At 72.9% G+C, this 23,175-nt stretch carries 23 protein-coding genes and 1 pseudogene; 11 read left to right on the top strand and 13 right to left on the bottom strand.

Annotated features, from left to right (window positions below; genetic code table 11):
* Positions 1 to 8: 8 nt before the first annotated feature.
* From ACFYZA_RS23310 to ACFYZA_RS23295, 4 genes are all read right to left on the bottom strand, one after another.
* Positions 9 to 2,237 (bottom strand): MMPL family transporter, encoded by a 2,229-nt coding sequence (locus ACFYZA_RS23310; RefSeq protein WP_388492508.1) that lies wholly within the window; start codon positions 2,235 to 2,237, stop codon positions 9 to 11.
* 167 nt (positions 2,238 to 2,404) lie between these two features.
* Complete coding sequence (locus ACFYZA_RS23305; RefSeq protein WP_382586229.1) at positions 2,405 to 2,953, bottom strand: DoxX family protein; 549 nt, start codon at positions 2,951 to 2,953, stop codon at positions 2,405 to 2,407.
* A 234-nt stretch (positions 2,954 to 3,187) separates the two neighbouring features.
* Complete coding sequence (locus tag ACFYZA_RS23300) at positions 3,188 to 4,129, bottom strand: M56 family metallopeptidase (RefSeq protein ID WP_388492506.1); 942 nt, start codon at positions 4,127 to 4,129, stop codon at positions 3,188 to 3,190.
* Positions 4,126 to 4,521 carry a BlaI/MecI/CopY family transcriptional regulator gene (locus tag ACFYZA_RS23295; RefSeq protein WP_382586223.1) on the bottom strand — a complete coding sequence of 132 codons (396 nt, stop codon included), beginning with the start codon at positions 4,519 to 4,521 and terminating at the stop codon, positions 4,126 to 4,128. Before ACFYZA_RS23295 ends, ACFYZA_RS23300 begins: the two co-directional genes overlap by 4 nt.
* Positions 4,522 to 4,646: 125 nt before the next feature.
* Here ACFYZA_RS23295 and ACFYZA_RS23290 point away from each other — a divergent pair, with 125 nt between their 5' ends.
* Genes ACFYZA_RS23290 through ACFYZA_RS23280 form a run of 3 tightly spaced genes read left to right on the top strand, consistent with a single transcriptional unit; the run spans position 4,647 to position 6,594 of the window.
* Positions 4,647 to 5,321, top strand: coding sequence for a DedA family protein (locus tag ACFYZA_RS23290; protein ID WP_388492503.1), 675 nt, complete (start codon positions 4,647 to 4,649; stop codon positions 5,319 to 5,321).
* Positions 5,321 to 5,902: a phosphatase PAP2 family protein gene (locus ACFYZA_RS23285; RefSeq protein WP_388492501.1), complete on the top strand. Its 582-nt coding sequence runs from the start codon at positions 5,321 to 5,323 to the stop codon at positions 5,900 to 5,902. The genes ACFYZA_RS23290 and ACFYZA_RS23285 overlap by 1 nt, the downstream gene beginning before the upstream one ends.
* Positions 5,899 to 6,594 carry a phosphatase PAP2 family protein gene (locus ACFYZA_RS23280; protein ID WP_388492499.1) on the top strand — a complete coding sequence of 232 codons (696 nt, stop codon included), beginning with the start codon at positions 5,899 to 5,901 and terminating at the stop codon, positions 6,592 to 6,594. The genes ACFYZA_RS23285 and ACFYZA_RS23280 overlap by 4 nt, the downstream gene beginning before the upstream one ends.
* Before the next feature lie 70 nt (positions 6,595 to 6,664).
* On the opposite strand, the gene ACFYZA_RS23275 is transcribed toward ACFYZA_RS23280, so the two are convergent.
* Complete coding sequence (locus ACFYZA_RS23275) at positions 6,665 to 6,865, bottom strand: hypothetical protein (RefSeq protein ID WP_382586212.1); 201 nt, start codon at positions 6,863 to 6,865, stop codon at positions 6,665 to 6,667.
* A gap of 344 nt (positions 6,866 to 7,209) precedes the next feature.
* A complete protein-coding gene (locus tag ACFYZA_RS23270; protein ID WP_388492498.1) occupies positions 7,210 to 8,445 on the bottom strand; it encodes a hypothetical protein in 1,236 nt (411 codons plus the stop codon).
* A 304-nt stretch (positions 8,446 to 8,749) separates the two neighbouring features.
* On the opposite strand from ACFYZA_RS23270, the gene ACFYZA_RS23265 reads away from it, so the two are divergent.
* From ACFYZA_RS23265 to ACFYZA_RS23255, 3 genes are all read left to right on the top strand, one after another.
* Positions 8,750 to 9,754 carry an SPFH domain-containing protein gene (locus ACFYZA_RS23265; protein ID WP_388492497.1) on the top strand — a complete coding sequence of 335 codons (1,005 nt, stop codon included), beginning with the start codon at positions 8,750 to 8,752 and terminating at the stop codon, positions 9,752 to 9,754.
* Positions 9,751 to 10,650 (top strand): hypothetical protein, encoded by a 900-nt coding sequence (locus ACFYZA_RS23260; RefSeq protein WP_388492496.1) that lies wholly within the window; start codon positions 9,751 to 9,753, stop codon positions 10,648 to 10,650. The genes ACFYZA_RS23265 and ACFYZA_RS23260 overlap by 4 nt, the downstream gene beginning before the upstream one ends.
* 97 nt (positions 10,651 to 10,747) lie before the next feature.
* A complete protein-coding gene (locus ACFYZA_RS23255; RefSeq protein WP_382586200.1) occupies positions 10,748 to 11,005 on the top strand; it encodes a hypothetical protein in 258 nt (85 codons plus the stop codon).
* A gap of 24 nt (positions 11,006 to 11,029) precedes the next feature.
* On the opposite strand, the gene ACFYZA_RS23250 is transcribed toward ACFYZA_RS23255, so the two are convergent.
* From ACFYZA_RS23250 to ACFYZA_RS23240, 3 genes and pseudogenes are all read right to left on the bottom strand, one after another.
* A complete protein-coding gene (locus tag ACFYZA_RS23250) occupies positions 11,030 to 11,854 on the bottom strand; it encodes an SAM-dependent methyltransferase (RefSeq protein WP_388492494.1) in 825 nt (274 codons plus the stop codon).
* 126 nt (positions 11,855 to 11,980) lie between these two features.
* A pseudogene (locus ACFYZA_RS23245) lies at positions 11,981 to 12,193 on the bottom strand (hypothetical protein); the annotation flags it as partial.
* 7 nt (positions 12,194 to 12,200) lie between these two features.
* Complete coding sequence (locus ACFYZA_RS23240; RefSeq protein ID WP_382586194.1) at positions 12,201 to 13,064, bottom strand: ABC transporter substrate-binding protein; 864 nt, start codon at positions 13,062 to 13,064, stop codon at positions 12,201 to 12,203.
* A gap of 360 nt (positions 13,065 to 13,424) precedes the next feature.
* Between ACFYZA_RS23240 and ACFYZA_RS23235 the strand changes: the two genes are divergently transcribed.
* Positions 13,425 to 13,937 (top strand): hypothetical protein, encoded by a 513-nt coding sequence (locus tag ACFYZA_RS23235; protein ID WP_388492493.1) that lies wholly within the window; start codon positions 13,425 to 13,427, stop codon positions 13,935 to 13,937.
* Positions 13,938 to 13,999: 62 nt separating this feature from the next.
* On the opposite strand, the gene ACFYZA_RS23230 is transcribed toward ACFYZA_RS23235, so the two are convergent.
* Complete coding sequence (locus ACFYZA_RS23230) at positions 14,000 to 14,674, bottom strand: chaplin (protein ID WP_388492492.1); 675 nt, start codon at positions 14,672 to 14,674, stop codon at positions 14,000 to 14,002.
* Between the two features lie 297 nt (positions 14,675 to 14,971).
* Here ACFYZA_RS23230 and ACFYZA_RS23225 point away from each other — a divergent pair, with 297 nt between their 5' ends.
* On the top strand, positions 14,972 to 15,772 hold the full coding sequence (locus ACFYZA_RS23225) for a hypothetical protein (RefSeq protein WP_388492491.1): 801 nt from the start codon (positions 14,972 to 14,974) through the stop codon (positions 15,770 to 15,772).
* Between the two features lie 15 nt (positions 15,773 to 15,787).
* Here the strand turns inward: ACFYZA_RS23225 and ACFYZA_RS23220 are convergent, their stop codons facing one another.
* Together ACFYZA_RS23220 and ACFYZA_RS23215 are read right to left on the bottom strand one after the other, a co-directional pair.
* Entirely contained in the window at positions 15,788 to 16,507 is a 720-nt protein-coding gene (locus ACFYZA_RS23220; RefSeq protein WP_388492489.1) for an MgtC/SapB family protein, read from the bottom strand.
* A gap of 109 nt (positions 16,508 to 16,616) precedes the next feature.
* Positions 16,617 to 18,140 carry a helix-turn-helix domain-containing protein gene (locus ACFYZA_RS23215; RefSeq protein ID WP_388492488.1) on the bottom strand — a complete coding sequence of 508 codons (1,524 nt, stop codon included), beginning with the start codon at positions 18,138 to 18,140 and terminating at the stop codon, positions 16,617 to 16,619.
* A 636-nt stretch (positions 18,141 to 18,776) separates the two neighbouring features.
* Between ACFYZA_RS23215 and ACFYZA_RS23210 the strand changes: the two genes are divergently transcribed.
* From ACFYZA_RS23210 to ACFYZA_RS23200, 3 genes are all read left to right on the top strand, one after another.
* A complete protein-coding gene (locus ACFYZA_RS23210) occupies positions 18,777 to 22,073 on the top strand; it encodes an RHS repeat-associated core domain-containing protein (RefSeq protein ID WP_388492703.1) in 3,297 nt (1,098 codons plus the stop codon).
* Between the two features lie 16 nt (positions 22,074 to 22,089).
* Positions 22,090 to 22,218, top strand: a complete 129-nt coding sequence (locus ACFYZA_RS23205) for a hypothetical protein (protein ID WP_382586174.1) — start codon at positions 22,090 to 22,092, stop codon at positions 22,216 to 22,218.
* Positions 22,219 to 22,296: 78 nt separating this feature from the next.
* Positions 22,297 to 22,488, top strand: coding sequence for a hypothetical protein (locus tag ACFYZA_RS23200; RefSeq protein ID WP_382586172.1), 192 nt, complete (start codon positions 22,297 to 22,299; stop codon positions 22,486 to 22,488).
* A gap of 51 nt (positions 22,489 to 22,539) precedes the next feature.
* On the opposite strand, the gene ACFYZA_RS23195 is transcribed toward ACFYZA_RS23200, so the two are convergent.
* Complete coding sequence (locus ACFYZA_RS23195) at positions 22,540 to 23,151, bottom strand: class I SAM-dependent methyltransferase (protein ID WP_382586169.1); 612 nt, start codon at positions 23,149 to 23,151, stop codon at positions 22,540 to 22,542.
* Positions 23,152 to 23,175 lie beyond the last annotated feature (24 nt).

Genomic DNA, 23,175 nt, shown 5'->3' with positions numbered 1-23,175 from the left:
CGCGCGGCCTACGCGACGGGTTTCGGGGGCCGCGCGGGCGCGGGACCCTCCGGGTCGAGTCGGGGCAGGAGGCGGTCCAGCCAGGCCGGGATCCACCAGTTGGTGCGGCCGAAGAGGTACATCGTCGCGGGCACGAGCAGCAGGCGGACGACGGTCGCGTCGACGATCACGCTCACGCCGAGGCCGAGCGCGAGCATCTTCACCACGACGTTCGGGGAGAGCATGAAGGCCAGGAAGACGCTGGTCATGATGAGCGCCGCGCAGGTGATCACGCGTGCCGTGGCGGCGAGGCCGGTGGCGACGGCGAGGTGGTTGTCGCCTCGGTGCAGCCAGGTCTCACGGATGCGGGCCAGCAGGAAGACCTCGTAGTCCATCGAGAGTCCGAAGATGATCGCGAACATCATCATCGGCACGTAGGACTCGATCGGCACCTTCTCGCCGACGCCCAACAGGGCGCCGCCCCAGCCCCATTGGAAGACCGCGACCACCACACCGTAGGCCGAGGCGATGGAGAACAGGTTCAGCACGGCGGCCTTGAGCGCGACCAAGAGGCTGCGGAAGACGCAGAGCAGCAGCACGAACGCGGCGGCGACGACCACGCCGATGATCAGCGGCAGTTTCGCCACGAGGGTGTCGGTGAACGTCTGCCCGGAGACCGTGGGGCCGGTGACGTAGCCGGTCGCGCCGGTGCCGGAGAGGGCGTCGGGCACGGTGTGGTCCTGGAGGGTGTGGATCAGGTCGGTGGTGGCCCGGTCCTGCGGCCCGGTGGCCGGGGTGACCGTGCTGACCAACAGGGCGTGGTCGGGGCTGGGTTGGGGCGGTGTCACCGATGCGACGCCGGGGACGGCCGTCAGGTCGTGTTGCAGGGTGCCGGCGAGGGCCTGGCTCTGGCTCGGGTCGGCGGCCTGCTGACTGTCGAGGTTGGTGACGACGGTGAGCGGCCCGTTGGCACCGGGGCCGAAGCCCTGGCTGATGAGGTCGTAGGCCCGCCGGTCGGTGCTGGAGGTGGGCTGGGCGCCGGCGTCGATGTGGCCCAGGTGCATCGAGCCGACCGGAATGGCGAGGACCCCGAGCAGGACCAGGCCCGCCGCGAGGAAGAGCCAGGGGCTGCGGCCGACCCGCGCGGCCCAGCGGTGCCATACGTCGTTGGTGCCGGTGGGTTCGGCGACCGGCGTGCGGACGTGCAGGCGGTCGATGCGGCGGCCGAGCAGGCCGAGGAGCGCGGGGGTGAGCGTGACGGACGCGGCCGCCGCGACGATCACGGTCAGCCCGGCCGCGGCGCCCAGGGTGCCGATGAAGCTCATGCCGGAGACGTACAGGCCGGCGAGCGCCATGGCCACGGTCGCGGCGGCGACCAGGACGGACCGCCCGCTGGTGGCGACGGTGCGGCCGACCGCCTCGGCGGGGTCGAGGCCGTTGCCGTCGCCGTCGCTCCCGTCGGTGCCGAGCAGTGCCCGGTAGCGGGTGGACAGGAAGAGGGCGTAGTCGATGCCGACGCCCAGGCCCATCATCGCGGCCAGCGTCGGGGCGGCCTGCCCGAAGCTGAACTGGGCGGCGAGCAGGCCGAGTCCGGCCAGGCCGACGGCGAGGCCGAGCACGGCGGTCACCAGGGGCAGCACGGCGGCGGCGACGCTGCCGAAGCCGATCAGAAGCACGAGGAGGGCGACGCCGAGACCGATGACCTCCGAGGTCAGGTCGGCGGCCTTCGGCGCGGCCAGCTGCCCGAGCGGATCGCCGTATTCGACGGTCACGTGGTCGGCGCGCAGCGGCTGGACGGCGGTGTCGACCTTGCCGATGTACGAGCGGTCGAAGCCCGCGGGGTTGCTGGTGAACGTGACGCCGATCTGGGCGATGTCGCCGTGTGGCGACACGGCGCCGGGGGTGGTGAGCGGGTCGCTCACGGCGACCACGTCGGGGAGGTGCTTCAGGTTGTTCACGGCCGCCTCGACGGACGTCTGGTGGTCGGCGACCGAGCCCTGGTCGGACTTGATCACGACCGGGGCCGTGGTGCCCGACGTGCCGCCGTGGGCCTTGAGCAGGTCCGCGCCGGTCTGGGTGCTGGTGCCGGGCAGCGAGAAGCTGTCGGCGAAGCTGCCGCCCCACCGTGCGTCGGCCACGCCGACCGCCACGAGCAGGACCAGCCAGGCGACGATGATCCGCCAGGCGTGCCGGGCGCACCAGCTTCCGAGGCGGTGCAGCAGTCCGGTACCGCGCTCGGCGGCCGAGTCGTTCTTCATGGTCGTGACCCTGTCTGCCGTGCGAGGGGACCTTTGGCGCACTGTCCGGCGGGGTGGAGGGGCGGTGAAGCGGGGGGGGCGGGCCGCGCGCGAGGCTGGCCGGGTTTCGAGGGGCGTGCCGGGCGTGCTCGGCGGGACGGGCTGGGCCCCGGCCCTGGGTGCGCGCCTCAGTCGAAGCTCTCGACCCCGTCCTGCTCCTGGTCCTGCTCGCGCTCCTGGTTCCTGGCGCGGCGTCCGACCACGGCCGCGGCCGCCACCGCGCTGCCGAGGAAGGCGAGGGCGACGGTCCAGGGCTGGTCCAGTACGTGGTCCGTGGCGTGGTCGAGCGAGTAGCGCCCCGCGCCCGCGAGGCCGATCGCGGCGGCGGTGAAGCCGAGGAACGCCGGGTACTCGAAGCCGCCGCCCTGGGCGAAGAAGCCCGCCGGCGCGTGGACGGAGACGGCGCCCGCCATGGCGCCGGCGGCGGCTGCTCCGGCGGCGGGGGTGGCGAGGCCGAGGGCGAGCAGGGCGCCGCCGCCCATCTCACCGAGCCCGGCGGCCACCGCGCTCTGCTTGCCGGGCTTGAACCCCATGTGTTCCATGGCTGCCGCGGTGCCTTCGAGCCCGCCGCCGCCGAAGCAGCCGAAGAGCTTCTGGGACCCGTGCGCCATCAGGACCGCTCCGGTGCCGACCCGCAGCACGAGCAGTCCGAGGTCGCGTCGGTTGAGGCAGGTCATGGCATCTCCCTGGGCGTGCGGCGGTGGACTCGGGATCCACTCTCCGGGGCACCCGGCGCCGACCCGCAGCGTTGCTGGGCCGTACGGGTCACGGGCCCTAGTGGCGACGCACCGGCCGCACGCCTCGGCCCCCGGCCGCAAGGGTCAGGCTCTGGCGGTGACCACACCCCGGCCCCCGCCCCGGCCGCACCCGCGCGGCGCTCGGCGGCGCCTCGCTCGGGCCGCGGCTCGCGCTCAGCGAGGCGCCTCCCCCTGGGCTATCTCGATGCCTCCGTGCAGATCCGCCGCGGCTTCGACCGCCGAGATCGCCGAGGCGCACAGGCAGCCGAGCACGACGGCCGCTATGAGCCGGGCGCCGCGCGAGCGGGGCAGCCGGGCCACGGGGCGCCGGTCGAGCAGGGCCGCGACCCTGCGCGGCACCGGCCCGGCCGCGGCGGCCAGCACCGCGCGCGGCCGGCTCGCACCAGGAGCTGCGGCCCGGGAGGCGAGGGCGGCGCGGCCGATCGCGCGCGCGGCCAGCTTGCGGTCGCCCACGGCCCCGGCCGCGTACTCGTCGGCGGCCCGCTCCAGGGCGAAGGCGAGCGGGGCGCGCAGCGAGCGCAGCGACGGGTGGCAGTGCGCCGCGAGCTCGGCGGCGGCGAGGAACAGGTGGTGGCGGCCCGTGAGGTGGGCCCGCTCGTGCGCGAACAGGGCCTCCCGCTCGGCGGGCCCCAGGGCCCGCAGCATGCCGGTGGTGACGACGATCCGGCCGGGGCGGCCGGGCAGTGCGTAGGCGTCCGGAGCCGGGTCGCGCAGCACGGCCAGCTCGCCGGTGCCGGGGGTCAACTGGGCGTGGGCGCCGCGCAGTTCGGCCAGGTGGCGGCGGGCGGTGCGGACCAGGGCCACGCCCGAGGCGGCGACGAGCCCCGCCGCGGTGGCCGCGGCCGGGAAGGCGAGCCACGCCGGAAGCGCGTCCAGCGGGGACGTCAGGTCTTCGAGCGAGGCGAAGAAGGGCAGCCGCAGCGCGCCGGCCAGCGCGATCAGGCCGAGGGCGGCCGTCGAGCAGGCGGCGAGGCCGGTGGCCGCGATCGCGAGCAGCCAGGCGGCGGGCCGGGGCGGCAGTGCCTCGGCGAGCCTGCGGGCGGCGGGCGCCGCGAGGAACGGCACGAGCAGCGGGATCCAGACCGAGAAGATCATTGCCCGTCGCCTCCGGACTCGTCCAGGAGGGAGCGAAGCAACTGCTCGTCCTCGTCGCTGAGCTGGGAGACGAACCGGGCGAGGACCGTGGAGCGGTCCTCCTCCTTGGCCAGCTCGGTGTGCATCCGGCGGGCGGTGAGCCCCGGCGCGTCCTCGGTGGGGGTGTACGCGTAGCCGCGCCCGACGCGCGTGCGGGTGACGGCGCCCTTGTCGTGGAGGCGGGAGAGGATCGTGGTCACGGTGGTGCGGGCCAGGCGTCCACCGAGCCCGGCCTGGACCTCGGCGGGGGTGAGGGGCCGGTCGGCGGCCCAGAGTGCGGCGAGGACCCCGGCCTCCAGTTCGCCCGCCGGGCGTCGCGCGTCCCCGTGCCCGGCGTCTCCCGTGACAGTCATGGAACACTCCTCCCGCTTCATTCGTCTACAGTGCTGTAGACCGTCTACATCACTGTAGCCAGCCGGGCCCTGCGCGTCCCCCGTGGATGAGCGGCCCGACCACCATTATGGGAGGGCCCACTGACATGGCTGTCGTACCCCTGTTCGCGGCCGCGGCCCCACAGGCCGTGAACGTCCTCGACGCGGGATCGCTGCTGTCCGCGTTCGGGGCCCTGGGCATCGCCGTGGTGCTGTTCGCCGAGACCGGTCTCCTCGTCGGCTTCCTGCTCCCGGGCGACTCCCTGCTCTTCACCGCGGGCCTGCTGTGCGTGCCTGGCGGCAACGGGCCCGTGACGCTCTCCCTGCCGCAGGTCCTGCTCTGCTCGGTGGTCGGCGCGCTGGTCGGCGCGCAGGTGGGCTACTGGATCGGCCGTCGCGGCGGCCGCGCCCTGCTGGCCCGCAGCAGGTCCCGCAAGCTCCACGAGGGAGCGGCCCGCGCCGAGGAGCTGCTGGCCAAGTACGGGCACGCGAAGGCGATCGTGCTGGCCCGCTTCGTGCCGATCGTCCGCACGGTGCTCAACCCGCTGGCGGGCGCACTCGGCGTACCGGCCCGGGTCTTCGCGCTCTGGCAGGTCGCCGGTGGCCTCCTGTGGACCTGTGCGCTGGTCCTCGGCGGTTACGCGCTCGGCTCGTCCGTGCCGAACATCGACCGCTACCTGCTGCCGCTCGTCGCGCTGGTCGTGGCCGTCTCGCTCATCCCGGTCGCGCTGGAGATCCTGCGCGCCCGCCGCTCGCGTACGGCCCATGAGGACGCCCGCTGATGCACTTCGACGACGGCCTCTACACCTGGGTCACCGACCTCGCGCGCGGCGCGCCCGGGCCGCTGGACACGCTGATCTCGCTCTGGTCGGACTACGGTCTCGCGCTGTTCGCCGTCCTGATGGTGCTCGCCTGGTGGCGGGCCCGCCCGCTCGGCACCGTCCGCACCGCCATGGCGCTGGCCGCGCCGTTCGTCGTGATCGCGGCGTACGCGGTCAACGACCTCTTCAAGGCGGTCGTCCACGAGCAGCGGCCCTGCCAGACGCTGCACACCCTGACCGTCGAGGCATGTCCCCCGCTCGGCGACTGGTCGTTCCCCAGCAACCACGCGGCGATCGCCGCGGCGGCCGCGGCGGCGATCCTCCTCACGGACCGGACGCTCGGCGCGATCGCGGTCCCGGCCGCGCTCCTGATGGCCGCATCGCGCGTCTGGATCGGGGCCCACTACCCGCACGACGTGGTGGTCGGCCTGGCGGTCGGCGCGGTCGTCGGCCTCGCCCTCACGCTCGCCGCCCGCCGGGCCGCGCCCTTCGTGGAGCGGCTCGGCGGCACCCGACTGCGGCCGCTGGTGACCGCTCGATGACGCCGGCCCGGCGCACGGGCACCGCGGCCGGCGTGCTGCTGCTCCTCCTCGCGCTGCTCACGGCGTTCGTCGCCGTGCGCCACGGGGCGCCGCTGCCCGGCGATCCGGCCCTGCACCGGTGGCCGCTCGACCACCGCCCGCCGGTCGCCGTGGCCGCCGCCCGTGCCGTCACGGCGACCGGCACGGGGGTCTTCCCCTACGTCCTGGCCGTCGTCGCGGGCCTGATCGCGGGCCGCGACAGCGTGCGGCGCCGGTACGCGGTGGCCGGGGCGCTCGCGGTACTCCTGCTCGGCCAGGCAGTGCGGTACGGCCTGATGGTGGTCGTCGCCCGCCCGCGCCCGGCCGCCCTCGACTGGGCGACCACCGCATCCGGCCACTCCTTCCCCTCCGGTCACACCGCCACGAGCGCGCTCACGGCGGGGCTCCTGATCTGGGGGGTGCTGCTTCGCTCACGCCTTTCCGCCGCCCGGTTCACGGTCGCGCTGATCGCCCTGTGGGCGGTCGCCGTCGGTCTCTCCCGGGTCTATCTCGGGGTGCACTGGGCGAGCGATGTGCTGGGCGGCTGGCTGTTCGCCGCCCTCTGGCTCTGCCTCGCGTCCTTGGCCACGGCCCCTTACGTACGCGCCCTGCGGACGGACCCCTCCGACGTCCCGGAGGATCCGGCCGCCCCGGCGCCCACTCAACTCCCTTGAATCTCGTGCCCGTTGAGGCGCCAAGCGCCAACTTCCCTTCCCCATAGGCTCGTTCGCCCCCTCTCCGGATTCAGCAGGCGGCCATGCAGGCCCCGCAGTAGCGGTCGGTGTCGCTCAAGTCCGGCTTCGGCGGCGTCGCCGCCTCGTGGCGGTCGAGGCTGCGGCCGCACAGGGTGGTCGGGTCGTCGGCGCTCATCACGTGCCACAGGAGGGCGTCGCGCCGCTCCGCGCCCGCCCGGTCGAGAACCGCTTCCGCCCGCAGTTCACGCATGGTGTCTCCCTCCGCCCCGGGCCGCGCCGGGACCGCCTCGCGCTCTGAGTGCCGCGGCCGGCCGGTGTGCCCGGCCGCGCGGAGCCGGCGCACGCGCGCGCCGGCCGACCCGGCCGGGCCCGCTTCCCTGCACCGAGCAGACCCCGGCGCCGGGACGCCCGCCTCCCGGCGCCGCCCGAACCGCCCCGCCGAATCCGGCGTGTTGCGCTTGACGGCAGGCATCGCCGCAGGGTGCGACGGCCAGACGGCGTCGGGGCAAAGTGCGGAACAGGGCGCCCGTACGAGTGAGCACGGCCGGGCGGCCGTCAACTGGGCTCCCCGCGCGGCATCTTGACCCCCTCCGGTCAGGCCGCCTTGAAGAAGGCGTTCCAGCCGCCGGGAGGCGCCTGGCCCACTTCGAGCGAGCGCAGCCGGTCGAGCACTTTGGGGTCCTGCGCGTCGAGCCAGTCGACGAACTGGCGGAACGACACCAGGCGCACGTCCGGCCTGCCGGCCATCCCCTTCAGCGCCTCCTCGACGGCGTCCATGTAGATGCCGCCGTTCCACTCCTCGAAGTGGTTGCCGATGTAGAAGGGCGCGCGGTTGGTCTCGTACGCGCGCTTGAAGCCCGCCATGTACGAGGCGGTCGCCTGCGCCCGCCAGGCGGGATAGCGGGACGTCATGCCCTTGGTGGTGTTCTTCGACTGGTTGGCGAGGATGTTGTAGTCCATCGACAGGACGTCGAAGGAGTGACCGGGGAACGGGATGCCCTGGAGCGGAAGGTCCCATACGCCGTGACGCTTCTCCGGCCACATCTGACGGCCTCCGGGCGACGAGGCGTCGTAGCGCCAGCCCCGCCCCTTCGCGGTGGGCAGCAAGTTGTCCTGGCCGAGCAGACAGGGCGTACGGCCGCCGACGAGTTCCCGGTGGTAGTCGAACGGCAGCGGCTCCTCGTCCGCCCAGCCGGTGTTGGTGCGCCATTCGGTGACGAAGGAGACCGCCTGGTCGATCTCGCTGTTCCACTGGGCCGGGGTCCAGTTGGCGACCGATCCCGAGCCGCCGCAGAAGTGGCCGTTGAAGTGGGTGCCGATCTCATGGCCCTCCGTCCAGGCCTGCCGGGTGTACTTCAGCGTCTCCCTGACGTGCTCGTCGCTGAGGTAGCCGATGTCGGACGCGCCCACGGGGTTGTTCGGCGGCTGGTAGAGGCGCTTCTTCGACTCCGGGAGCAGATACAGGCCGGAGAGGAAGAACGTCATCCCCGCACCGTGGTTCCTGGCGAGTTCGAGGAAGCGCGGGAAGAGCCCGTTGCCGACCTCGCCCGCGCCGTCCCAGGAGAAGATCACGAACTGCGGCGGAGTCTCGCCGGGTTCGAGCCGGACGGGCTTGTCGGGCTGGTTCGGCTGCCTGCCCGTGTCCGCCGTCGAACCGTCACCGATCAGCCTGGCCTGCGACTTCGCGGGTTTGCCCGGCCCCTGTCCCTGTCCCGGCCGACTGGAGCCGGCGGAGGCGCCACCCCCCGGTGATCCGCATCCGGCGAGCCCCACCGCCGCGGCGGCCCCAAGTCCCGCGCCCAGCAATCCCCTTCGACCGATGTCCCGCATGCCAGCTCCCGTCACTCATCCCACGGACGTGAGATGTGTAGACCGGATAGTCCTTAATTAACCCGATATCCACCTACATTGAGCCGCCCGCCATGCCACAGAGACCCCGACGTCACCACGCGTAACCATCCGCCCACCCTCCGCTCGCACGTCGGACGGGACGGCCTGAATGGCACTGGCCCCGTCTCGGCGCGGACCCCCTTCAACTCGCGCCAGATCGGCCCGGCTTCCTCCCTTTCTGTCATCTTGACGATAAGAGCGTCCGGCCTCTATCGTCTAAATGACGAAAAGAAAGGGGGCCACCATGGCCGACATCTCGCGGCGCCTGGGCCGGCGTCATCTGCGGTCCGCGCCCACCTCGTACGTCCGGCACCAACGGAACGGCCGGCCGGCCCACGACGGCGTGGGACTCAGCTTCTGGTTCAGACCGCTCAGTGCCGCGCTGTCCGAAGTGCCGGTCAACGACCGGGAACTGGCCATGGCCTTCCACGCCCGCACCGCCGACTTCCAGGACGTCACCGTGCAGGCGACCGTGACCTACCGGATCAGCGAGCCGGGCACCGCCGCCGACCGCCTCGACTTCTCGATCGACCCGGACACCGGGATCTGGCGGGGCGACCCCCTGGAGCAGCTGTCGACGCTGCTCACCGAGACGGCACAACAGCACGCCCTGGACGTGCTGGCGCGCACCGACCTGTCGGCCGCGCTCGCCGACGGCGTGGCCGCGGTACGGGAGCGGATCGCGGCCGGGCTCGCCGCGGAGCCCCGGCTGCCCGCGACCGGCATCGAGGTGGTCGCGGTGCGGGTCGTCGCCATCCGCCCCGAGCCCGAGGTGGAGCGGGCGCTGCGGACCCCGGCGCGGGAGCGCATCCAGCAGGAGGCGGACCGGGCGACGTACGAACGGCGGGCCGTGGCCGTCGAGCGGGAGCGCACCATCGCCGAGAACGAGCTCGCCAGCCGCATCGAACTGGCGCGCCGCGAGGAGGAGTTGGTGGAGCAGCGCGGCACCAACACCCGCCGGGAGGCCGAGGAGGCGGCGGCCGCCGACGCGGTACGCACCGAGGCGGAGGCCGCCCGTACGCTACGGCTCGCGCAGGCGGAGGCGGCGGCCGCCCGTGCCTCGGGCGAGGCCAGGGCAGCGGCCCAGGCGGCCTGGCTCCAGGTGCACGGCGAGGCCGACGCGGCCACCCTGCACGCCCTGGCCGCGACCCGGCTGGCCGAGAACCTGCCCCGGATCGACAGCCTGACCCTGTCCCCCGATGTGCTCACCACGCTGCTCGCCCGGCTCGGACGGGGTGAGCGGCCGTGAGTCTGGCCCCGCGCGCGGTCCTGGTCCACCGCACCTCGGAGTACGAGGAGTTGCTGGCCCGGCACGGCACGCACGGCCAGGCCGACTTCTTCCTCGCCTCGCGCGGCCGGAGCATCCGCGAGGTGGCCGAGCGCCATCACCGGGCACTGCGCGCGCTGGCCGACGTGGCCGCGGCCGTTCCCTCCCAGTGGCGCCAGGCGCGGGTGGAGCGCGCCGATCTCGACCGCTTCCTGTTCGCGCCGGAGGACGTCGTGGTGGTGGTCGGCCAGGACGGTCTGGTCGCCAACGCCGCCAAGTACCTGTCGGGTCAGCCCGTGATCGGCGTCGATCCGGAGCCGGGCCGCAACCCCGGTGTGCTGGTGCGCCACCCGGCGTCCGCCGCTGCGGCGCTGCTGCCCGCGGCGGCCGCGCCCGGCTGCTCGGTCGAGGAACTCACGATGGTGGAGGCGCTCACCGACGACCGTCAGCGGCTGCTCGCGCTCAACGAGATCTACCTCGGAGCGCCGGGCCACCAGACGGCCCGTTACCGCATCGGGCCCGACGACCCGGCCGCCACCGCCGAGGCACAGGCGTCCTCCGGCGTTCTGGTCGGCACCGGTACGGGGGCCACCGGCTGGCTGCGCTCACTGTGGCAGCAGCGCGCGGACGCCCCCGTGCTGCCCGCCCGGGTGGACGCCCGTCTGGTGTGGTTCGTGCGCGAGGCGTGGCCATCGCCGGTGACCGGGACCTCGCTGGTCGAGGGGGAGTTGTCCGGCTCCCGGCGGCTGCGGATCACCGTCGAGTCCGACCGGCTCGTCGCGTTCGGGGACGGCATGGAGGGCGACGCGCTCGATCTGACCTGGGGCCAGTCGGTGAGCGTCGGCGTCGCGGACACCGCGCTCCGCCTGGTGGGTTGAGGGCCGATCGGCCGCGCGTCAGCGGGCCGTGAGCCTCGATTGTCAGTGGCATGCGGCATCGTGAACAGTGAGCCCGTACTCCGAGGGAAGGCTGCCGATGACCGCCACCGCCGTGATGACGTCCCATGAACGCTCCGCCGCCCAGGCCTATCTGCGGCTTCTGAGTACCGTGCGCGCCGCCCTCGACGCCCCCGTGGACCGGCCGGGGGCTCCCGTCTCGCTCGACGGCGTCATCGCCGAGGCGGACGAGGCGCTGGCGCGTGCCGGGCTCGCGGGCAATGAGGCGGTGTTGTTCGCCCTGGTGGGCAGCCTGCACACCGGCGGGGCGCCCGCACCGGGGCAGCCCCGCCGTTGAACGCGGCGCCGGCCGTTCGCCGGGTCAGCTCTTGAGGCCGACACCGCCGTACATCGCGACCTCGTCGGGCAGCGTGTCGCCCGCCTCCGGGCGCCAGCGCGAGCACGACACGATGCCGGGCTCCAGCACGTCGAGCCCCTCGAAGAACCCGGCCACCCGATCCGGGGTGCGCTGGGTCAGCTTCGGCGTGCCGTGCTCGTTCCAGAACGCCACGGCGGCGTCCACATCGGGCATGGCCGGGCTGGTGATGGTGTGCGAGAGCACGAGGTAGCTGCCCGGGGCCAGTTCCTTCATGAGGTCGCGCACGAGGGCGCGGGCCTCGTCCTCGTCGGGGATGAAGATGACGACGCCGAGCAGCATCAGCGCGACCGGCCGGCTCAGGTCCAGGGTCTTGGCCGCGTGTTCGAGGATGCCCGCGGTGTCCCGCAGATCGGCGTCGAGGTAGTCGGTGCGGCCCTCCGGGGTGCTGGTCAGCAGGGCGCGGGCGTGCGCGAGGACCAGCGGGTCGTTGTCGACGTAGACGATCCGCGCGTCGGGCGCCAGGCGCTGGGCGACCTCGTGGGTGTTGTCGGCGGTGGGCAGCCCGGTGCCGACGTCGAGGAACTGGCGCACCCCCCGGTCGGCCACCAGATGCCGCACGGCTCTGCCGAGGAACAGCCGGTCGGCCAGGGCGTAGTCGCCGATGCCGGGATGCAGGGCGCGGATCTGGTCGCCCACCTCACGGTCGACGGGGTAGTTGTCCTTGCCGCCGAGCCAGTAGTTCCAGATGCGGGCGGTGTGCGGCTGCGCGGTGTTGATGCGGTCGCGCACGTGGTCGGGCGTCGACGAGGGTGCGGGATTATCGGTCACGGGTGTCTCCTGGAGATGCGGCGCTGCGTCAACGGCCAATCTAGATACTCGCGTTGCGAACTGTCACAGAGAACGTGCCGTAGCGCACGGGTGTCTCATGCCGGGCAGCGCGTGCGAGTCGCCGGATCAGCGCCCGAGGCGCACCGGGATCTCCTGCCAGCCACTGGCGATGAAGGAGGGCACCTGCATCAACTCGGTTGTTTTCACCGCCAGTTCGAGATCGGGGAAGCGGTCGAAGACGGCCGGGAGTGCGGTGAGGGCCTCCACGCGGGCGAGCGGGGCGCCGGGCGGGCGTGGGCGCGGCACGGGCGGGGCCGTGCATCTCCGCACGCCCCGCCCGGCGCCTTCACACTCCTTCGAGGGCGTCCGCGACGGCGCCGAAGAAGGCGGCGTGGGCGCGGGCGCTGCAGGGGGATTCCGGGTTCCAGGCAAGGATGCGGGCGCCGGCCTCCAGTGCGCGCCACGAGGCATCGGAGTGCAGGGTGTCGAGCGGGGCCGCGTTGGACCTGACGTCGGCGAGGACGATGTCGGGCCGAAGGCCGGCCGCCGTGGCCCAGGGCGCGGTCAGCCAGTTCGCCCCCGGCCCCTCCCCCGGCTCGACCAGGTCCACGCCGTACTCGGTGAGGCCGCGCAGCTCGGGCCAGGCGCCCGGCCGGGCCAGGTGGACCTGGTCGGGACCGGCCGGCGAGAGCGCGAGGACCCGCGGTCGCGGGGTCCGCCCGGCGGCCCTGCGCAGCCGTTCGGCCGTGGTGGCGAGTGCGGTGGTGTCCTCTTCCGGCGCCCCCAACGACCGTGCCAGATCGGCGAATCGGCCGCGTATGTGCGCCAGGGAGCGGGCCTGGCCCACGTCGAGGACGGCCACCGGCACCCGCTCCTCCAGGTGCTTCGCCGTCTCGGGGTCGAGCCCGTACACCTGGCCGCCGCCGTAGCTGACGGCGACGACGAGGTCCGGCCCGGTCGAGAGCAGCGCGTCCACGGTGAGGCCGTCTCCCGCTCCCAGGTAGCGGACCTCGTCCAGCGGCAGCGCGCCGGTTTTCGCCGGGTCGGGGTCCGCCCCGTCGTGGAAGGAGCCGAACACCGCCGCCGGAAGGATGCCCAGGTCCGCCAGGGTGGCGCCGGCCTGGATGTAGGCCACCGGGCGGGACGGCGGTGCCGGCGCCGTCGACAGCTGCCCACGGTCGTCCGAGAATCGCCAGGCGCTCTGCTCCATGACGTCATCCGCCCCCAATGCGGTCGCGTTGCCGGCTCGTGCGTAGCCGTTTCCCCCGCTTGCCTGCCCAACGCCCGGGATCATCAAGCCAGTTCCCGGCACGCGACCCCAACCCGCTTCTCGTGCAGGCGCCTTGAGGAGGGCAGGGCACCAGCACGGAGTCCGCCGTTTCCGCCGGAGCCCCGCGCACGCGGCGCTCCGGCGCGGCGCCGCACGACACGCGGCCCCGTCTCCCGGCTGTACTGGGCGAATTCGCCCCCGTACGGCCCTGCCCGCCGAACCGGACAGGACCGAGCGATTCGAGCCGTACCCCGCGCGGGTGGGCGACGGCGGGCCGGGCAGCTTCTAGTCTGCGAACCCATGAACACGACGCGCCTCGCAGGTCTCGGCCTCGCCGCGGTCCTGTCATGTACCGGAGCCCTGTTGTTCTGCGTGGGCACCCCCGCGGAGGCCGACACCGCGGACCTGACGTTCAGTACGGACAGGACCGCGGTCATGCCGGGCTCCACCGTCGAGCTGACCATGACGCTCACCAACACCCAGTCGACCGAGATCAGGTTCGTCTACCAGACGATCCGCCCGACCTGGGGCACCGAACGGCAGGCGGACCTCAAGTACGCGCTGGTCTCCTGCGAAGCCGGGGGGTCCGCCTGCCAGGACACCGACCGGCTCGGCCTCGACTACGCGGTCCCGCTGGCTCCCGGCGCGAGCCGCACGGTGACCCTGACGTACCGCGTCGCCCCGGACTCCGCGTGCGGGCGGACCCTGGGCTTCTCCTCGTACCTCTACTACGAGTACGGCAGCGGCCTGTTCTCCACGAGTGATACGTACGGGAGCCCGGAGGTCAGGGTCGACTGCCCGGCCCCGCACTGAGGCGTGCCGCCGCATGGTCGTGGCCCCGGCATCGATGCCGGGGCCACGACCGCTGGGGCGCGCTATCGCGTGGCGCCGCGGAACCGGCGGTAGAGGACTCCGCCGCCGAGGAGCAGCGCGGCGGACGCGGGGACGGCGAATCCGACACCGTCGGCGCCGGTGTGGGCGAGCGCCTTCCCCTGCGGCACGGGGAGCGCGGGGGCGGCCGGGGGTGCCGGGACCGGGAGGGGCTTCGCGGGCGGCGCGGGGGCCGGCGGCGGGGCGGGGTGGTGGCGGACCGGCGGTGTGGAGCCGTTCGTCGAGGTGTTGCCGACGGACGGGTTGAGCACACCGACGACACCGATCGAGTTCCCGGAGATGTTGACGGGGAGATCAACAGGGAGCTGGAGACCGTTGCCCGTGAGCACGCCCGGCGAATCCTTTCCGCCGCCGGAGGCGGAGGCACCGCCGCCGTTGCCCGCGCGCGGGGAGCCCGCCTTGGCGCCGTGGGGGGCGCGCGAGGCATTGGCGCAGGTGTTGCCGGCGCTGGGGTTGAGCAGTCCGAGCACATCCACGGTGTTCCCGCACACATTGACGGGGAGATCGACCGGAAGCTGTACCGCGTTGCCCGCGAGCACCCCCGGGGAGGAGTCGGCGCTTCCGCCGGCGTTCGAGTCCGCGTAGGCGTAGCCGGTCGCGGCCAGTACGCCGCCCGTGGCCACCGCCGTGACCAGGCCCTTCATGGCGACCCGTCTCATTGGTTTCCTGCCTTCCGGAGTTCGTCACGGACTACTCGCCCGCACCGCCATCAACGGCGACGGGGCCGGATGGGTTATGCCTAATACGCCTTTCACCCCATCGAGTGGCCTGATTATCGATTTGAACCCCGGCGGTCACTTCTGCTCTGATTTCCGCCGGTTCGGTAACCCGCGACAAGGCGCCGCACACCAGGTCGAATGGGTCGGGGGGCGGCCCCTCTCCCCCGCGCGCCCCATGGCAAGATCCTCCGAAGGCCGGTGGGGAGTCCCTGGCCGGAGCGGGTGTGGGGGTGGACGGTGCGCGGGGACACGAAACCCCGGGAGCGGACGGGCGGGCCGGAACCGGCCCCCTCGCCGGTCCGCCATCCCGTCGTCGTCCCGACGGCCGGGCCGCCGCCCCGAGCCGAACGCCGGCTCAACCGGTTCGCACGCTTCCTCGGACGGCATCTGCTCCGCGAGTTCCGCGTCATCGTCGCCGAACCGGTGCGCACGCTCGTGCGGCGGGGCCTTCCCGGCGTCCTCCTGGCGGTGTTCACGGCCGTCGCGGTCCTGACGCTGCACCAGGTGGACCAGTCCAGGACCGGGGCGACGCTGGTGCGGCTCACCTCGCACGTGCGGGGCGACATCCCGCTCCCGCTCGTGCTGCTGCGGACCCCGCTGTCGTTGTTCGTCCCGGCCCGTGACATGCCCGCACTGCCCGGCATCCCCGTGCTTTTCCTCTGCGTCGCGCTGGCCCAGCTGGTGCTCGGGCGCACCAGGACCATCGTGGTGGCCTACGCCGTCTCGCTTGCGGGCACGCTCAGCGCCCGCGTCATGATCGCGGCGGGGCCGCGGTGGTGGGGGCTTCCCCCGGAGGCGGCGCAGGTGATCGACACGGGGGCGTCCGCCGCGGTGGTGGGGCTCTTCGCCCATATCGCCACGGTGAAGCGGGCGCCCGTCCTGTTCCTGTGCGCGGTCACCCCGACCGTGCTCAGATCCATCCACAAACCGAACCTGGCGGGCCGCGAGCACCTGGTCGCCATCACGGTCGCGGTGCTCCTCGGCCTGCTCGCCACCCGCCGCGATCGCGCACCGCGCGAGGGCCGGGGCCCGGCCTGAGCCGGGCCCTCCGGCTCACTCGTCCTCGTTGCCGCCGGGCATGACGGCCACCACGCCGGCCACATCGGCGAACCGGGCGGTGAGAACGGCCGGGTCGGCGCGGCCCACCGCCGAGATCAGCACCTCCGCCGGGTCCCCGGTGCCGCCGGCCCGCAGCATCTGAAGGCCCGCCACGCTGAACCCGGCGCGCTCGCACTGCTCCATGAGTTCGCGCAGCAGCCCCGGCCGCTGCTCGTACGCGATCCGGAAGGTCGACGCCACCGAGCGCATCTGCGGCAGCCGGTGGACCAGCGGACGCACCAGATACGCGGCGACGAAGTACGCGGCGGTCGCCAGTATCGACAGCAGCGGAAGTCCGGCCGCGGCGGCGGCGCCCACGGCCGCCGTCAGCCAGATCGTCGCCGCCGTGGTGAGCCCCTGGACCGAACCCCGGTGCACGAAGATGACCCCGGCGCCGATGAAACCGACGCCCGACACGATCTGCGCGGTCACCCGGGACGGGTCGAGCTCGATGGTCCCCGCGCTCAGCACGTCACCGAACCCGTACTTGCTGACCAGCGTGAACAGGGCGGAGCCGACGCCGACCGTGGTGTACGTCCGCAGCCCCGCGGCCTTCTGGCGGATCTCCCGCTCCAGGCCGATGGCCGCGGAGAGCAGGAACGCCAGACCGAACTCGCCCGCCTGGACCCAGCCCTGCCCGCTCGGCTCCAGCACCCCGGCCACCACCTGCGTCATCCCTGCCCCTTCCCACTCGGGCCGCGCCTTCACACGAACAGGCTCTCCCTACCCATACAGCCACATTCCATGACGCCCCGCCCCGCGCCGAAGCGCCCAGATCCCCGGGTCAGCGACAGCGCAGCGCGGCGTACAGGTCCAGCTTGTGCTCCAGGCGCGAGAGGTCGCGGCCGGTGAGGACCTCGATCCGCTGGATGCGGTAGTGGACCGTGTTCACGTGCAGATGCAGGGAGGCCGCCGTGCGCGCCCAGGACCCGTTGTGCGCGAGGAAGGACTCCAGGGTCTCCCGGAGCATCTGCGAGGAGGTGTGGGCGTCGTCGGCCAGCGGGCCGAGGACCTTGTCGTGATACACGGTCCGCACGTCGGCGGGGATGCCGGCGAGCAGCTCCTCCAGCGTGGCGAGGTCGTCCACGGCGGCCAGGCCGGCCCCCTCGGGCTCCCGCGTGCGGGCCGCGACGAGGGCGTAACGCGCCCCGGTCAGGCTGGAGTTGAGCCGGTCCGGGGTGTCCGCCTGGGCGCCGACGCCGACATGGAGCGGCACGAGGGGCTCGCAGGCCTGCACCACCCGCCACAACTCCCTCAGTTCCAGCGGCACTTCGGGCCCGCCCTGGACCACGGCAACCACCTCTCCGCGCGGGAGGCGGCCGAGCGCGAAGGGCCGGTCGGGGGTGTGGCGGAGCGCCTCGGCCAGGGCGTCGGCCGCCGCGGCCTGGTCGCCGTCGGCGCGGGCCGCGGCGCCGATCACGTGGAAGGGGCCGTCGGGGGAAAGCCCGCAGGCGCTCAGGGCGCCGCTCAGCGCGGGCAGGTCGGTGGCCGGCGCGTCGACGAGCCGGATCAGCTCGCCGGCCCGCCGCCGGGTCTCGTTGCGCGCCCGGTCCCGGCCGTACCGGTGGTCGGCGAGCACGTCCGCCGTCTCGTGCAGCAGCCGCGGCGGGACGGCGGACGCGTCCGCGAGGTGCAGGTGCCAGCTGTCGTACGGCGAACTGTCCGTGTCGATCAGGAGAGTGAGGCCGTCGGGCGCACGGCGCAGCAGCTCGCGGCCGCGCCGCGCGGGGATCGCCGGAGCCTCAGGGGTGCGTGCCACGGTCCGTCCCGTCGGGGTCAGGACGTAGCAGTCCGGCGTCCCGACGTGGGCGAGCGCGCGGTCGAGCAGGACGTCCGGTTCGGCCCCGGCCCGGACGAGGTCGCTGAGCTCGCTGCGCACGTTGTCGGGCAGGGCGTGGCGGTGCGAGGTGGGCCGTCGGCTGAGGTCGCCCCACTGGCGCAGGTAGACGGCCTCGGTGATGGCCCGGAAGTTGGTGCGTGAGGGCACGGCGAGCAGGGCTATGCCTTTCTCGCGGCACGACCGGGTCAGCTCCTCGGGCACGCCGCCGTGCGTCTCCTCGCCGGCGAGGAGCGCGGCCGCTCCGGCGGTGGCGAGCGCGGAGACGAAACGGCTGACCTTCTCGGTCCCGTTCCCGGGGGTCCACCACACGAGACCGCTCAGCACGACCTCGCCCGGCCGCAGAAAACGAGTCGGGTCCTCCAGGTCGGTGGCGGTCACCCCGGTGATCTCCCGGAGGAGCTGCTGCTCCTCGCCCCAGAGCAGTTCAAGATCCAGGGATTCGAGACGCAGGAGGTCTTCGACGTGCATGGGTGGCTCCTTGGTGCGGGTGCCGGGCTGGAGGCACCAGATCCGCATTCACCAGGTGAACACGAGTTTCTGCATCGTAGATGCAAGGAGAGACGGCCGATACACCTCTTGGTTGATCCTCCAGAGTCGGCTCGGTCCTCTGGTGGTTTTCCGTGTGCCGCACCAGTCGCGCCCGGCCGTGGCGGCTTGTTCACCCCCTGAGGCCGCCCCTTCACCGAGCGCCCCGTCTCCCCACCACTTGCGGGGACTTGGGGCGACGGCTCCCTTCGGCAGGGGCGCTTTCCGGCCAATGTCGTCCGCGCGGGTTTCGACGGAAGGGCGGTCCAGGCCCTCTCACCGCAGGGGGATCGCCCGCACACGCCCGTTTTCCGCGCGGGGAGCCAGTCGAAGAGGAGGGGCTCATTCCTGAGCGCATGCGTGCGAACTTCGGGGGAACGGGTCGCCATTCTGTGAGGGTCCTGTGCGAATGTGTGCGCTCCCGGTGGCCAGTGGGGCAACCGGGACTACTTCCTAACGGGGGGAAGCATGCGTTCGCGTGCCTTCGGCATGCCTTTTCGGCATGCCCGTACAACGGCCAGAAGATCTCTGATCGCATCCGTCGCGGTGCTGGGCATCGGCGCGTCCGCGCTGCCCGCCATGGCGGCCGACCCGGCCCCCGCACCGGTCTCGGTGTGGGGGCAGAGCAAGGCGCGGGCCACCATGCCGGCGGTGAAGGTCGGAAAGAACAGGCCGCCGAAGAACCAGCGCAGGACGGCGCCCGGCGCCGACGAGCGGCAGCGGGAGGCCCGGCGGAAGACAGGGCTCGGGGCGGAGCCGCAGTCCTCCTCGCCCGACGCCGCCGCACCGTCCACGAAGGTCTTCGTCCCCGAGGGGCAGGGCAACGTGCCCTGGCACCAGATCTTCGACTTCCGCATCACCGACGCCCTCGTGGGGCGCGTCGACTACTCGACCGGCAACCTGATGCTGGCCGCCACCGACTTCGACATCGCCGGCGTGGGCGACTCCCTCCAGCTCACCCGCACGTACAACTCCCTCGCCGGCCCCTACGGCCAGGTCTCCGGTCCCTGGTGGACCGGGTACGAGCGCCGCCTCGACACCTTCACCAGCGAGGTGGTCTGGTACGACTCCTCCGGAGCCACGATCAGGTTCACGAAGAACTCCGACGGGACGTTCAAGACGCCGGACGGCTACGGCCAGGACCTGAAGAAGAACGGCGACGGCACCTACACCCTCACCGACCGCAAGTCCGGCTCCAAGGACACCTACAGCGCCGCCGGTGACCTCACCAAGGTCACCGACCGCAACAACGGCACCATCACGGTCGCCGCGCACAAGGACGCCGACGGCTACATAGCCGGCTTCAAACTGACCGAGGACCGCTCGGGCCGCACCGTCGACCTCGTCCGGACGAGCGCCACGATCTGGACGGCCACCGACAACGGCGGACGCACCGTGCGGTACGACATCGACACCGACGGCCGTCTCGTACGGTCCTGGGACCCGGAGAACCAGTCGACGACGTACGGCTACGACGAGGACGGGCGCCTGGTCAAGGTGACGACGCCCGAGTCCCGTTCGACGGTGTTCACCTACGACTCGGCGAACCGCGTCACATCGATGCGCCGCTTCGTCGAACTCGGCGGGTCGGGCGGCGATGCCCCCACGTACACCTACTCCTACGACAAGGAGAGCCCCTTCGACGCCGGTAGGACGACGGTCACCGATCCGCTTCTGAACGCGACGAAGTTCGAGCACAACGGGGACGGCGAGGTCAGCAAGGTCACCGACGCGCTCGGCCACGAACGGTCCAAGTCGTACAAGGCCCATCTGACCCAGACCGCCACCGACGCGATGGGGGTGGGCACCGGCAGCGGCAACGTGACCACCTACGGCTGGGACACCCGCGGCAACCCGACCTCCGCCAAGCTGCCCACGGGCGCCACCTCCACGGTGGCGGGCTGGTCGACGAAGGCGGGCCGGGACGTGCCGGCATCGGCGACCTCGGCCGACGGCGACAAGACGGACTACGGGTACGACACGGCCGGCAACACCATCTCCGTGGCCCAGAGCGGCACCGGCGGCGGCTCCGCGACCATCGACTACAACCCGGCGACCGCGACCTGCGGCGGCTTCCAGGGCCAGCGCTGCAAGGCCACCACGAAGTTGAGCGGCACCACGAACTCGGTGACGTCGTTCCACTACGACACCCGGGGCAACCTGGACTCGGTGACACCGCCGACCCAGATCGGCAAGGTGACCTACCACTACGACGCGCTGGGCCGGGTCACCGACTCCAAGGACGGCCGCGGCGTCACCACGCTCTACACCTACGACAACCGGGACCGGGTCAAGAAGGTCGACACCGGAAGCTACGACACCGTCCTGTACACCTATGACGGCGACGGCAACCTCACCTCGCGCACCGACCGCACCGGCACCCAGACCTACCAGTTCGACGCCCTGTCCCGCGAGACGATCCGCACCCTCCAGGACGGCTCGCAGACGGTCCTCGCCTACACGGCCAACGGCAACGTCGACACCTACACCGACCCCTCGGGCGTCCTGGACTACACCTGGGACGCGGCCAACCGCCTGGCCGAACTGAAGGACCAGGCCGGCCGGCGGACGACGTACGACTACAACAACAACGACACCCGGACCGGTACCACCTACCCCGGCAACACCGTGCAGAGCGTGGAGGTGGACGCGTCCGGCCGTCCCACCACCGTCAAGACCACCTCGCCCAAGGGCACGCTGACCCATCTGACCTACACCTACGGCTACGGGACCGGCGGCGCGACCGACGGCACGAAGATCCGCACCGCGACCGACGTCCTGGCCGGACTCAAGACGTCCTACACCTATGACGTCGCGGGTCGCTTCTCCTACGCCGAGGAGGAGAAGGGCAGCACCCTCAACTCCTCCTGGCAGTACTGCTACGACCTCGCCGGCAACCTGACCTCCCAGGGCGTCGACCCCGGCTGCCCGCGCGGCACCACGTACACCGTGAACGACGCGCAGCAGATCACCGGCAAGAACGGATCCACCGCCAACTGGTCCTACGACAAGGCCGGCAACGAGACCGCCGGGGCATCCACCCCCGAGGGCACCCGCACCGCGGAGAAGTGGTCCGACTACGCGCAGCTGAAGTCGCTCGTCGTGGGCGGCACGACCTACGCCGGGCAGTACGCCTCGACCGACCAGTCCGAGCGCACGAAGCTGGGTCAAACCACCTTCCACAACGGCCCGTTGGGCCTCTCGGCGGAGACCACCGGCGGCGTCGACACCGGATTCAACCGGGAGCCCGGGGGCACCCTGAACTCCATGACGACCGGGGGCAGGGCCTACTACTACCTGACCGACGCGCTCGGTTCGGTGATCGGCCTCGCCGACCAGTCCGGCACCAAGGTCAACACCTACACCTACAGCCCGCGCGGGGTGTCGCGCACCACCACCGAGGCGGCCCCGCAGCCCTACCGTTTCGCCGGCGGCCACCAGGACCCGACCGGGCTCTACCACCTCGGCGCCCGCTACTACGACCCCAACCTCGGCCGCTTCACCCAGCCCGACCCCTCCGGCCAGGAGAAGAACCCGTACCTGTACGCCGAGGGCGACCCGGTCAACCGCATCGACCCGCGCGGGCTGCTCTCCCTCGACCTCGGCATCGAGGCCTGCGACCTGCTGTGCCTGGGCGGCGGAGTCAGCATCAACGAGGACGGCAGCGTCCACCCCTACCTCTCGGTGGGCGGCGGAACGCCCGGCGTGAGCGCCGACGCGAGCCTCGCGTCGGGCAGCGCGGACAGCGGCCTCACGGGCGAGGTGGCCTGCGGGTTCGGCCCCGCGGAGCTGTCCGTCGCCACGGACGGCTCGGAGGGCGTGGGCACCGGAGGCAGCAGCGGCAAGTGCTCGGCGAGCGCCAAGTACACGTTCTGAACAGGAGAGTGACGCGATGAACGACCTGGTGACGCTGGCTCAGAACCGGCCGGACGGACCGTCCTGGTTCCCCTACGCCTTCGTGGCGGTGGCGGTACTCGTCGGAGTCTTCCTCGTGGTCCGCCTCCTGAACAAACGCCGCTAGACACCTGGTGGGCGGCTCCCGACGCGGGGGCCGCCCACCTTCGCGCTCTTCCCGCCCCGACCACGGAACGGTGTGCCGATGCACATACTCGTAGGGATCGTCCTGCTGGCCTTCGGCCTCGCCTTCGCGGTGTTCGCCCCCGGCCTGTCCGCCTCCGGCGGCACCCGCGCGGGCCGCGCCTTCGCCCCGTCCAACACGGTGGCCTTCCGCGTCATCGGCGTGCTGGTCGCGCTGGCCGGACTGCTGTACGCGTGCGGGGTCATCGGCTGACAACGCGGGTGATCCCCACTGGCGAACCCGCCCCGCGCGACCGCTTCCGGATCAGCGGTCGCGGCGATGGACGCTGACGGCGTACCCGCCGTCGTCGTAGGGGGCCGCGTCCCAGGTGGCGAAGCGGGCGACGGGGGCGAGGCCGGCGGCGGCGCAGTGGGCGTCGTACTGCGCGAGCGTGAGGGCCGGCGGCACGGGCAGGTGGGCGGCGTCGAGGCCGAAGCCCGCGACCAGCAGGCCGCCCGGGCGCAGCGCGGCCGTCAGCCGCCCCACCACCGCGGCCTCCGTGCCCGGCGTGACCAGCGGCAGGACGTTCCCGGCGGCGACGACGAGGTCGAAGTCGCCGGGGACACCGAGCGGGGCCGGGTCGAACGCGGCCAGGTCCACCTGGAACCAGGGCAGCCGAGGCGCCCGCTCCCGCGCCACGTCCAGCATCGAGGCGTCCAGGTCGACGCCGACGCAGTCGTACCCGAGCTCGGCGAGGCGGATCATGACCCGCCCGGTGCCGCACCCCGCGTCGAGGACGCGGGCGCCCGGCGGTACCAGGGACGCGCAGAACGCCGCCTCGCCGTGTACGTCCTTCCCGCCCCGGGCCAGCGCCTCGAAGCGCGCGGCGTACTCGCCTCCGGACGTTCCACCGGTCAATTCCTGCCAACGACTCATGAGGGCGACTGTAGATCGTCGGGG

The sequence above is a fragment of the Streptomyces sp. NPDC001828 genome (genome assembly GCF_042892175.1).
Taxonomy (GTDB): domain Bacteria; phylum Actinomycetota; class Actinomycetes; order Streptomycetales; family Streptomycetaceae; genus Streptomyces.
This window is presented reverse-complemented; position numbering and strand designations above follow the sequence as displayed.